12 protein-coding genes and 1 pseudogene are annotated in these 11017 nt (G+C 70.7%); 4 read left to right on the top strand and 9 right to left on the bottom strand.

Going from position 1 to position 11017, the window contains the following annotated elements; translation table 11 throughout:
* Positions 1–1090 (top strand): homoserine O-acetyltransferase (locus ACE3Q3_RS08685; RefSeq protein WP_374444579.1); only part of this gene is annotated, 1090 nt, incomplete at its 5' end.
* 160 nt (positions 1091–1250) lie between these two features.
* Here the strand turns inward: ACE3Q3_RS08685 and otnK are convergent.
* Complete coding sequence (otnK, locus tag ACE3Q3_RS08680; protein ID WP_374444575.1) at positions 1251–2510, bottom strand: 3-oxo-tetronate kinase; 1260 nt, start codon at positions 2508–2510, stop codon at positions 1251–1253.
* A gap of 95 nt (positions 2511–2605) precedes the next feature.
* On the opposite strand from otnK, the gene otnC reads away from it, so the two are divergent.
* On the top strand, positions 2606–3256 hold the full coding sequence (gene otnC / locus ACE3Q3_RS08675; protein ID WP_374444572.1) for a 3-oxo-tetronate 4-phosphate decarboxylase: 651 nt from the start codon (positions 2606–2608) through the stop codon (positions 3254–3256).
* Between the two features lie 4 nt (positions 3257–3260).
* Here otnC and ACE3Q3_RS08670 read toward each other — a convergent pair whose 3' ends face one another.
* From ACE3Q3_RS08670 to ACE3Q3_RS08635, 8 genes are all read right to left on the bottom strand, one after another.
* Entirely contained in the window at positions 3261–4004 is a 744-nt protein-coding gene (locus ACE3Q3_RS08670; protein ID WP_374444570.1) for an amino acid ABC transporter ATP-binding protein, read from the bottom strand.
* A gap of 19 nt (positions 4005–4023) precedes the next feature.
* Entirely contained in the window at positions 4024–4848 is an 825-nt protein-coding gene (locus tag ACE3Q3_RS08665; protein WP_374444568.1) for an amino acid ABC transporter permease, read from the bottom strand.
* 2 nt (positions 4849–4850) lie between these two features.
* The gene (locus tag ACE3Q3_RS08660; RefSeq protein ID WP_374444565.1) at positions 4851–5597 is read right to left on the bottom strand and encodes an amino acid ABC transporter permease; all 747 of its coding nucleotides are present in this window, start codon (positions 5595–5597) and stop codon (positions 4851–4853) included.
* Positions 5598–5612: 15 nt separating this feature from the next.
* Entirely contained in the window at positions 5613–6419 is an 807-nt protein-coding gene (locus tag ACE3Q3_RS08655; protein WP_374444563.1) for a transporter substrate-binding domain-containing protein, read from the bottom strand.
* Positions 6420–6566: 147 nt separating this feature from the next.
* On the bottom strand, positions 6567–7343 hold the full coding sequence (locus ACE3Q3_RS08650) for an amino acid ABC transporter ATP-binding protein (RefSeq protein ID WP_374444560.1): 777 nt from the start codon (positions 7341–7343) through the stop codon (positions 6567–6569).
* Positions 7340–8005 (bottom strand): amino acid ABC transporter permease, encoded by a 666-nt coding sequence (locus tag ACE3Q3_RS08645; protein WP_374444556.1) that lies wholly within the window; start codon positions 8003–8005, stop codon positions 7340–7342. Before ACE3Q3_RS08645 ends, ACE3Q3_RS08650 begins: the two co-directional genes overlap by 4 nt.
* Positions 8006–8009: 4 nt before the next feature.
* The gene (locus tag ACE3Q3_RS08640; protein WP_374444554.1) at positions 8010–8678 is read right to left on the bottom strand and encodes an amino acid ABC transporter permease; all 669 of its coding nucleotides are present in this window, start codon (positions 8676–8678) and stop codon (positions 8010–8012) included.
* A gap of 28 nt (positions 8679–8706) precedes the next feature.
* Positions 8707–9582: a transporter substrate-binding domain-containing protein gene (locus ACE3Q3_RS08635; RefSeq protein WP_374444553.1), complete on the bottom strand. Its 876-nt coding sequence runs from the start codon at positions 9580–9582 to the stop codon at positions 8707–8709.
* A 103-nt stretch (positions 9583–9685) separates the two neighbouring features.
* Between ACE3Q3_RS08635 and ACE3Q3_RS08630 the strand changes: the two genes are divergently transcribed.
* Together ACE3Q3_RS08630 and ACE3Q3_RS08625 are read left to right on the top strand one after the other, a co-directional pair.
* Positions 9686–10780, top strand: a complete 1095-nt coding sequence (locus tag ACE3Q3_RS08630) for a mandelate racemase/muconate lactonizing enzyme family protein (RefSeq protein ID WP_374444550.1) — start codon at positions 9686–9688, stop codon at positions 10778–10780.
* Positions 10781–10824: 44 nt separating this feature from the next.
* A pseudogene (locus ACE3Q3_RS08625) lies at positions 10825–11017 on the top strand (hypothetical protein); the annotation flags it as partial.

The following is an 11017-nucleotide window of genomic DNA, read 5'->3' as shown; positions in this document are numbered from 1 at the left end:
CTTCGCGATGCCGAGCTACACGACCCGCGGCGGCAAGACGATCAAGGACGTCAAGGTCGGGTGGGAGAGCTACGGCAAGCTCAACGACGCCCGCGACAACGTGATCCTCGTCACGCACTTCTTCTCGGGCAATTCGCATGCGGCCGGGAAATATGCCGCGTCCGACGCCGCCCCCGGCTACTGGGACGGGATCATCGGCGCCGGCAAGCCGATCGACACCGACCGCTTCTTCGTCATCAGTTCCGACACGCTGGTCAACCTGTCGACCAAAGACCCGCGGACGATCACCACCGGTCCCGCCTCGATCGATCCCGACACCGGCAAGCCCTACGGGATGCGCTTCCCGGTCGTCACCATCCGGGACTTCGTCGAGGTCCAGAAGGCGCTGCTGGAATCGCTCGGCGTCCGCAGGCTCCACGCGGTCGTCGGCGCCTCGATGGGGGCGCTGCAGGGCTTCGAGTGGGCCGCCGCCCACCCGGACATGGTCGAGCGCATCGTGCCGGTCATCGGCGGCGCCGAGGCCGACGCCTTCCTCGTCGGCTGGCTCGACGTCTGGGCCTCGCCGATCCGCCTCGATCCGAACTGGAAGGGCGGCGACTATTATGGCGGGCCGGAGCCGGTCGCCGGGCTGGCGCAGGCGCTGAAGATCGTGACCCTGCACGCGCGTGCGGCCGGCTGGGCCGACCGCGCCTTCGGACGGAAATGGGCCGACCCGGCGCGCGACCCGGCGGCGGCGATGGAGAACCGCTTCGCCATCGAGGACACGCTGGAGAAGGCGGCGACGGCCCGCGCCAGGACCAGCGACGCCAACCACTTCCTCTACCTCGCCAAGGCCAACCAGCTCTTCTCGGCCGGCCATGCCGGGTCGCTGACCGAAGGGCTGAAGGCGGTGAAGGCACGGACGCTGCTGATCCCTGCCGCCTCCGACCTGCTGCTGCCGCCGCGCATGGCCGAACGCGCGGCCACCATCCTCAAGGGCAATGGCGTTGCCGTCGAGACGGTGGCGATCGAAGGCGACGGCGGCCATCTCGACGGCGTGCTGGCGATCGCCAAGGCCGGGCCGGCGATCCAGGCCTTCCTGGCGAAGTAGCGCCGGACGGCGGTCCGGCCACTGGCTGCGCTGGGCGCTCGCGATAGGGCTCTATCTTCTTGAAACTGAAGATCGAATCCTCATCCCGAGCGCGCAGTCGAGCGAAGCGCCACGAGCAGTCGAGGGACGCAGCGGCGGTCGGACCGTCGGAGGACGGACCTCAGCCGAGGCGCGCGAAGGCCTTGGCGAAGAAGTCCTCGGCGCCGAAATTGCCCGACTTGAGGGCAAGGCACAGGCCGTCCGCCCCCATCGCCTGGACCCAGGGCACGCCCGGGTCGATCTCGGGCCCGATGGCGAGCGCGTCGATGCCGAGCGCGCCGACCACCGCGCCCGCGGTCTCGCCGCCGGCCACCACCATGCGGCGCACGCCCGCGCCGACCAGGCCGGCCGCCACGGCCGCGAACGCCTCTTCCAGCACGGTCGCGGCACGCTCGCGGCCGAGCGCCTCCTGCGCCGCGCGCACGGCCTCGGGCTCGGCGGTCGAGTAGACGAGCACCGGCGTGTCCGGATCCTGCCCGGCCGCCCAGTTCAGCACGGCGGCCGCGCTCTGACGGCCCGCGGCGAGTTCGACCGGATCGAGGCGCATCGTCGGCCAGCGCCCGCCCACCGCGGCGACCTGACCGCGGGTCGCCGCCGAGCAGCTTCCGGCCAGCACCGCCGACCGCCCGTCCGGCACCGCCAGGGCCGCAGCACCGCCCTCGGCCAGGAGGCCGATGCGGCGGAAATTGTCGGGCAGCCCCATGGCGATCCCGGAGCCGCCGGTGAGGAGCGGCGCATCGGCGATCGCCGCCCCGATCGCGCGGAGGTCGCCATCGGCCACGGCGTCGACGACGGCGAACCGCTTCCCCGCGGCCCGGAGCCGGTCGAGCTCGGTGCTGATCGCCATCGCCCCCTGCTGGACGGTCTCGAAGCCGACGAGGCCGACCGTCGCCGGGTCGCGCACCTGGCGGGCCATGACCCGCACCAGGCTGGGGTCGGTCATCGGCGTCAGCGGGTGGTCCTTCATGCTGCTCTCCGACAGCAGCACGTCGCCGACGAAGAGGTAGCCGCGATAGATCGTCCGCTTGTTGGCGGGAAAGGCCGGGCAGACGACCGCGATGCCGCCCAGCCGGTCGAGCAGGGCCTCGCCGACCGGGCCGATGTTGCCGGCGTCGGTGCTGTCGAAGGTCGAGCAGTACTTGAAGACGATCTGCCGGGCGCCCTGTGCCAGCAGCCAGTCGAGCGCCGCCAGCGACTGCCGGACGGCATCGGCGGCCGGGATCGTCCGGCTCTTGAGCGCGACCACCACGGCGTCCGCCGCGGGCGCCTCGCCGCCGGCCGGCACCCCCACGGTCTGGACCGTGCGCATCCCGTTCCGGGCCAGCATGGACGCGATGTCGGTCGCCCCCGTGAAGTCGTCGGCGATCACACCCAGCAGCATCGGGGACCTTCCTCTCCGGATTTCTTGACGTGGCCGGGCCGAACCGTATCCGCTGGCAGCCTCGCTTGCCAGCCCGCGGGGAGCCCACGCCGGACATGACCACCGAGACCGAATTGCGCCGCGCCATCGCCCGCCACGGCAGGTCGCTCTACGACCGCCGCTACGCCCACGGGTCGAGCGGCAACATCAGCGTCCGCCTGCCGGAGGCGATCCTGCCGGGCGGCATGCTCATCACGCCGACCAACAGCAGCATGGGGGACCTCGACCCCCAGCGCATCTCGAAGGTGGCCGCCGACGGCACGGTGGTCGCCGGCGATCCGCCGTCGAAGGAGGCCTTCCTGCACCTCGCCATGTACCGGGTCCGGCCGACGGCGAACGCCGTCGTCCATCTCCACTGCACGCACGCGGTGTGCGTCTCGTGCCTGGCCGACGTCGATCCGGCCAACGTGCTGCCGCCGATCACCGCCTACTACGTCATGCGCATCGGCCGGCTGCCGCTCGTCCCCTACTTCCGCCCGGGCGACAAGGGACTGGCGGCCGCGGTCGGCGAGCTCGCCGCCGACCACCATGCGGTGCTGCTGGCGAACCACGGCCCGGTGGTCGCCGGGAAGACGCTGGAGGACGCCGTCTACAATGCCGAGGAGCTGGAGGAGACTGCCCGCCTATACCTGATGATGGAGGGGAGACGGACGCGCTGGCTGACGGCCGGCCAGATCGACGACCTCGCCCGGCACTTTCCGAGCTGAACGGTCAGAGGATCTGGTCGAGGAACTGCCGCGTCCGCGGATCGTTGGCCTGGGCGAAGAACGCCTTCGGCGCGCCGTGCTCGACGATGACGCCGCGGTCGGTGAAGTAGATGTGGTCGCCGACCTCGCGGGCGAAGCCCATCTCGTGGGTGACGAGGATGCAGGTCATCCCCTCCTCCGCCAGTTCCCGGATGGTAACCAGGACCTCCTTCACCGTCTCCGGGTCGAGGGCGGCCGTCACCTCGTCGAACAGCATGAGTTCGGGATTCATGGCGAGCGACCGGGCGATGGCGACGCGCTGCTGCTGGCCGCCGGAGAGTTCGCCCGGATAGCTCGCCTCCTTGCCCTCGAGGCGGACCTTCTTCAGCAGGCGCCAGGCGCGTTCCTCGACCGCCTTGCGGTCCTGCTTCAGGACGTGGATCGGCGCCATCATCACGTTCTGCAACGCCGTCTTGTGCGGGAAGAGGTTGTACTGCTGGAAGACCATGCCGACCTTGCGGCGCAACGCCAGCTTGTCGAGGGCGGGGTCGTGGACCTCCTGGCCGTCGACCAGGATCGAGCCCTGGTCGATCGGCACGAGCGCGTTGATGCAGCGCAGGATGGTCGACTTGCCGGAGCCGGACGGGCCGATGATGCAGACGACCTCGCCCCGGGCGACGTCGAACGAAACCCCCTTCAGCACCTCGACCGCGCCGAAGCGCTTGTGGACGTCGCGGACGCGAAGCAGGGGGGCGGCGGCTTCCGGCATGGCAGGCAGGCCTCGTCCTTCAGGTCCGCACATGGAACCGGCGCTCCAGGCGCACGGTCAGGCGGCCGATCGGGTAGCAGTAGAGGAAGAAGCAGGCGAGGGCATAGCCGTAGAGCGGTGCCAGCAGTTCCGGCCGCCCGCCCTCCGCGGCATGGACCTCCGACACCAGCGTCAGCATCTCGGTGACGCCGACGACCGAGGCCAGCACCGTCGCCATGGTGACCAGCGAATAGAGGTTCATCCACGGCGGCAGCATCCGCTTCACGCATTGCGGCAGGATGATCATCCACATCGTCTGCCGTCGGCCGAAGGCCAGCGATTCCGCCGCCTCCCACTGGCCGAACGGGATCGACTGGATGGCGCCGCGGACGATCTCGGAGGTGTTCGCCATCACCGGCAGGGCGAAGCCGATGGTCGCCTTGATCCAGCCCGGAAACGGCACGGTGATCCCGGCCACGGAGAACTCGAACGGCAGCAGGAACATCGCGAAGAAGAGCAGCACCAGCCAGGGTGCGTTGCGGAAGAACTGGGTGAGGAACCAGGCGACGCGCCGCACCGGCGCCGCCTGCGACACCTGGGCGAGGCCGAGCAGCACGCCGGCCGCGGTGCCGATCGCCATCGCCAGCAGCGAGATCGCGATGTTGAAGGCGAAGCCCTCGAGGAGCAGCGGCGTCCACCGCCAGAGGGTGGCGAGCACCGAGGGTCGCCCCTGGGCCGTGCCCTGTGCCTCCGCCGCGCCGACCGCGAGGACGAGGCCGAGCGCCAGGACGAGCCCGTGCCGCGGGCCGAGGCGGGGGCCGCCCCACGGGCCGGGCGCCGCCGGGGCGAGCAGAACCGGCAGCACCTTCACAGTCCGATCCCCGGCACCTTGAGCCAGCGCTCGATGCGCGCCATCACCCAGACGACGCAGCCGACGAGGAAGACGTAGGCGAGCAGCAGGAAGACCATCATCTCCGGCACGTTGGTCGCGTCCGACCAGATCTGCTTGGTGACGTAGAGCATCTCCGGCACCGCGATCGCGTAGGCCAGCGTCGTCGTCTTCACGAGGTTGACGATGTTGTTGTTGAGCGCCGGCAGGCAGATGCGGAAGGCGAGCGGCAGGACGACGTGGATGTAGGCGCCGAGGCGCGAATAGCCGAGCGCCTCGGCGGCCTCGACGGTCGCCTTCGGCACCGCCTCGATGCCGGAGCGGAATATCTCGACATTGAAGGCGCCGGCGAAGAGCGAGAGCGAGATCACCGCCCACTGCACGTTGGTCAGCACCGGCTCGGGGATGCCGAAGGCATTGTCGACCCGCGGCAGCAGCGCCCCCAGGCCGAAATAGAAGAAATAGATCTGGACGAGCGGCGGCGTGTCGCGGAAGAGCGCGATGAAGCCGTGGACGGCACGCCGGGTCCACTTGAGGTGCGAACCCTGGAGCCAGGCGCCGACGACGCCGATGACGACCGAGAAGAGGATGCAGAGCAGGCAGAGGCGGACCGTCATCCAGAAACCGGAGATCATCCGGTTCCGGTCGAACGCGTCATAGAAGATCGTGAGGTTGATTCCGGTGGCGTCGTAGAGCCACCGGAACCACTCGAAGAATGCCTCCACCCGGGCGGACCCGGATCAGGAGCCCTTGTATTCCTTGTGCATCCGCTCCGAATATTCGGTCGGCTTGACGCCCCACTTCTTCTCCAGGGCGACGATGTAGCCGGCCTTCATCCATTCCTTGGTGAGATCGCTCATCAGCTTGGCGAAGCGATCCTCTCCCGGCGCCACCGCGATCGCCCAGGGCGTTTCCATGATGCCCGGCAGCGGCATGTGGTAGCCGGTCTTCCAGTCGTCCTCCAGCAGCTTCCCGGCGATGAAGGTCTGGTCGTAGAGATAGCCGATGCAGTTGCCCTGCTTCAGGGCGATCAAGGGCTTCTCCGAGCCGTCGAAGGAGACGATCTCGGCGCCGTACTGCGAGGCGACGTCCTTGTTGTAGAAGGCGCCGGTGGTGCCGCAGAGCTTGGCGCCCTTGAGCTGCTCCCACTTGGTCACCTTGACCTTGTCGGCCAGCATGACGTTGACCGCGTCGGAATAGTAGAGCGGCTCGATCACCTGGACGACCTTCCGGCGCTCCGGCTTGTCGGACATGGTGGCGATCATCAGGTCGATCTTGCCCTGGCGCAGGAACTCCATGCGGTTGGCCGAGACGACCGAGACCAGCTCGAGCTTGACCCCGAGCTTCTTGGCGACCTCGGCCGCCATGTCGGGCTCGATGCCGATGATGGCCCCCGACGGGTCGCGGAAGCCGAAGGGGCGGTAGTCCGTCTTGACGCCCACCACGAGCGTGCCGCGCTCCTTGATCTTGTCGAGGACGTCCGCCGCAGCCCAGCCCGGCAGGGCGGCGGCGGCAAGGACGGAGAGGGCGAGAAGGGTGCGGCGCATCGGAACCTCCGTGGGTTGTCGGCCTGCCCGATCCCTAGCGCCCCGCGCGCAAGGCGGCAACCGAATCCATTTCATGATGGTGCCCGCAGCCAAGCACCATCCGGGCCAGTCCGGAGCCGGCGGATGAGATCGCCGCGCGATCGACGGTCAGAACGCGAACTCCGTGAACCGCGCGAGGAAGGTCCGCAGGCGATCCTCGCGCGGGGTCTTGAGTACCCGGTCGGGCGGCCCCTCCTCCAGGATGCGACCGTCGTGGAGGAAGAGGACCCGCGTCGCGAAATGGTAGGCGAAGCCGAGCTCGTGGGTGACGAGCAGCATCGTCCGCCCTTCCTCGGCGAGGGCGCGGATCACGCGCAGCACCTCGCCGACCAGCTCGGGGTCGAGCGAGGAGGTCGGCTCGTCGAAGAGCAGCACCTCCGGCTGCATGGCGAGCGCGCGGGCGATCGCGACGCGCTGCTGCTGCCCGCCCGACAGCCGGGCCGGATAGGAGTCGGCGCGGTCGCCGAGGCCGACCCGCGCGAGTTCCGCCCGCGCCGCCGCCTCGGCGGCCGGCCGCGGCCGGCCGAGCACGGTCCGCGGCCCCTCCATGACGTTCTCCAGCGCCGTCATGTGCGGGAAGAGGTTGAACTGCTGGAAGACCATGCCGACCCGGCGCCGCAGCGCCGCCAGCTCGCGCTCGCGGTAGCGGACGAGGCCGCTGGCGGTCGCAGTCCCGACCGGGGCGCCGTGGAAATGCACCCGGCCCGCCGTCGGCAGCTCCATGAAGTTGAGGCAGCGCAGGAGCGTGCTCTTCCCGGACCCGCTCGACCCCAGGATGGCGATCCGCTCGCCGGGCCGCACCGCGAGGTCGATTCCGTCGAGCACCGTCAGGTCGCCGAAGCGCTTGACCAGGCCTTCGGTGCGCAGGACGGGGTCGGCCGTCATGCGCCGCGCCGCATGCGCGCCTCGAGGCGGTAGCTGAGCAGCGTGCCCGGATAGATGACGGCGAAGTAGACGAGCGCGATCACCGTGAAGACCTCGAGCGGCCGGAAGGTCTGGGAGGAGAGCAGCCGCGCCTCGTACATCAGCTCGTGGACCGAGATGACCGACGCGATGGCTGTCATCTTGCCGAGTTCCATGCCGCGGTTGGTGAAGGCCGGCACCATGCGGCGCACCGCCTGGGGCAGGATGATCCGACGCATCAGCGCCGTCCGCCGCATGCCGAGTGCACGCCCCGCCTCCCACTGGCCGCGGGCGATCGAGGCGATGCCGCCGCGGAAGATCTCGGCACAATAGGCCGAGGTGTTGAGGGCGAGGCCGAGTGCGGCGGCCACGAATCCCGACATCTGCCAACCGGTCAGCACCGGGAAGGCGAAGTAGAACCAGACGAGCTGGACGAGGACCGGGGTGTTGCGGAAGACCTCGACATAGGCCGCCGCCGGCAGCGACAGCCAGCGGTTCCCGGACGAACGGACGAGCCCCAGCACGAGCCCCATGGCGAGCCCGAAGGCGAAGGCGATGCCCCACAGGGCCAGCGTCAGCCAGGCGCCGCGTGCCAGCAGATCGAGGTTGAGGAGGATGTCGGTGAAGTCGGGCTGGTAGATCAAGGCGTCACCGTTCCGCCCGGCGCAGCCGGTCCTCGACCCAGCGCATGGCGAGGCTGGCCGCAAACAGGAGCAGGAAGAAGATCACCGCCACGGCCGAATAGATCTCCAGCGGCCGGAAGCTCCGGCTGACCGCCACCATCGCCTGGTAGAGCAGTTCGCCATAGGCGAGCGTCGCCGCGAGCGCCGTCGTCTTGACCAGTTCGAAGGCGCGCTCGACGAAGGGCGGGACCATGCGGCGCAGCGCCTGTGGCAGCACGATGCGGCGCATGAGTTGGGCCGGCCGCATCCCGATCGCCCGGCCGGCCTCCCACTGGCCGCGCTCGACCGAGACGATCCCGGCCCGGTAGACCTCGGCGAAGAAGGCGCCCGACTGCACCGACAGCGCCAGCGTCGCCGCCGCGAACGGCGACAGGTTGACGCCGGCCAGGATCGGCAGGGCGTAGAAGACCCAGAAGAGATGGACGAGCGGCGGCGTCGCGCGGAAGAACTCGATCACCGCGACCGCCGACCAGGCGAGCCAGCGCCGGCCGGAGAGGCGAATCAGCGCCAGTCCGAGGCCGATCGCCAGCCCGCCGGCGATCGCCGCCGCCGACAGGCGGAGCGTCTGCACCAGCCCGTCGAGCAGCAACGGCAGGTGGCGGACCACCGCCCCGAAGTCCCACTGGTACTCCATCGCCGGCCGTCGACGGGCGCCGCCGGTCCTAGCTGCGCGCCCAGAGCTCGCGCATGATCGCCGGCGCGGTCTTGGGATCGATCTGGCGGGACACCAGGAACTCCTCGTAGATGCGCTGGGTCTGGCCGGTGAAGTAGTAGTAGTCGAGCGTCAGGCCCAGCCAGTCGCGCCAGGTCTTGTCGGCCTCGCGCCGCACGCCGGCGCTGGTGGTCGAGAAGCGGAAGGGCTCGGGCAGCAGGACGGTGCCCTTGCGCACCCGGCGCTGCTGCATGACGAGCGCCGGATGGAAGAAGGACATCGCGTCGACCCGGCCGGCCTGGAAGGCCGCCGTGGTCTCGTCGTTGCTGGGGAAGCGCTCGATCGTCGCCTTCGGCAGCCGGATGGTGACGTCGCGGTCGGGCGAGGTCCCGAGGGTGACGCCGATCTTCACCTCCGGCTTGTTCAGATCGTCCCAGCGCTTGGCGACCAGCCCGTCGCGCACCAGGACGCCCTGGGCGTAGTAGAAGAAGGGTTGGCTCGGGAAGTCGAGGGCGAGCGCCCGCTGCGGCGTCGCGTCCATCACGAACATGACGTCGAACTGGTTGGCCTGGAGGCCAGCGACGGCGGTTCCCCAACTCGTCTCGACGGCGACCGGCTTGACGTTCAGTTCCTTGGCCACGGCGACGCCCATCGCCCAGCCGATGCCGCTCCACTCGCCCGACCGCTGGTCCTTGGCGAACCAGGGCTCGCTCGGCGCCGCGCCGATGCGCAGTTCGCCGCGCTCGCGGATCTGGGTCCAGGTCGAGCCGGCCGGCGCCTGGGCCATGGCGCGGCCGGCGCCGACGAGGCCGGCGGCCGCGGCCGCTCCGGCACCGACGGCCGAGCCGCGCAGGATGCCGCGACGATCGATGGTGGGTGCGCCCATTGCTGTTCTCCCCGGCTGGCGGTGGCACGATGTGCGAAGCTAAGCACTCCGGCCCCGCCTTGAACAGACGCGAGCACGAGCCGGGCCGAAAGGCGACCGTGAATTGAGAATTCGCAGGATCACCGCGCTGGAGTTCCACCGCGTCATCGACCCGCCGCTGTGGAACCCCGCCACCGTCTGGCGCGAGCGGCGCGCGCCCTTGCTGCGGGTCGAGGCCGACGACGGCACCGTCGGCATCGGCGAGGCCTGGTGCCGCCAGGAGGAGATCGGACGCAGCTTCGCCGCCCTGCGGCGCATCGCCGAGGGGCTGCCGGGACGCGACCCGGAGGAGGTCCGCAGTCGGGCGGAGCCGTCCGCCCGCGACTGGCCGGACGCCGGCGCCGCCAGCGCCCTCGACATGGCGCTGGCCGACCTAGCCGCCCGACGCGCCGGCCGGCCGCTGGCCGCCCTGTTCGGGGCAGCCGATGCGGGCGTCGCCGCCTATGCCAGCGGCGGGCTCTATGCACCCGAGAAGGACCCGCCGATGCTCGCCCGGGAGATGGCGGGCTACGTCGCCGCCGGGTTCCCGGCCGTGAAGATGAAGGTCGGCGCCCTGGAGCAGCACGACGACATGATCCGGGTCCGGGCGGTGCGGCGCGCCATCGGCGACGCCGTGCTCATCGTCGACGGTGTCGAGCGTTACGACCGGGAGGCGGCGCACATGATGGCCTGGCGCCTCGCCGACGCGGGTGTGGCGGCCTTCCAGGCACCGATGGCGGCCGCCGACGTCGCCGGGCTCGCCTGGGTCGCGCGGCGGTCGCCGATCCCGCTCGTCCTCGGCGAGGCCGAGTTCGACCATGCGAGGCTGGCCGGGCTCGTCGCATCCGGCGCCGCTGGCTGGCTGCAGGTCAATCCCGGGCTGGTCGGCGGCCCCACGGCGATGGTCCGCCTGGCCGAACTCGCCCGGCGCCATGGCGTGCCGCTCTCCCCGCAATGCCACGCCACCGCCGTCCTGCAGGCGGCCGCCCTCCATTGCGGCACCATCCCCGGCGTCGGCTGGGTCGAGTTCCACCAGGTGCACGACCATCTCCACGCGCTCCTGCCGGCGGAACTGCGCCACCCGCGCGGCGGCCGGATCGCGATCCCCGCGGCCCCGGGGCTCGGCTTCGACCTGCCGGCGGACGCGACGCTGCGCGCCGTGTTCCGCGTCCCCGGCTGAGCCGCCGCCTTGGCACCGGCCCGCTTTCGGGCTATCCGCAGGCGATGGCAACTTCCCCCGGCGAGGCCAAGCGCGGATCGGGCGCCGACCGGCGCCTGATCGGCCGGCTGTGGGCCGACCACATGGCCGGCCGCCGGCTCGACATCCTCGCCGTCCTCGTGCTGATGGCGGTGGTGGCGGGCGTCACCGGCCTCTACCCGCTCGTCATCGACTGGACCTTCGACCTCTTCACCGCCC

Source organism: Allostella sp., assembly GCF_041913585.1.
Classification (GTDB): Bacteria; Pseudomonadota; Alphaproteobacteria; order ATCC43930; family Allostellaceae; genus Allostella.
Note: the sequence above shows the minus strand (reverse complement) of the source record. Positions and strands in the feature narration are given on the sequence as shown.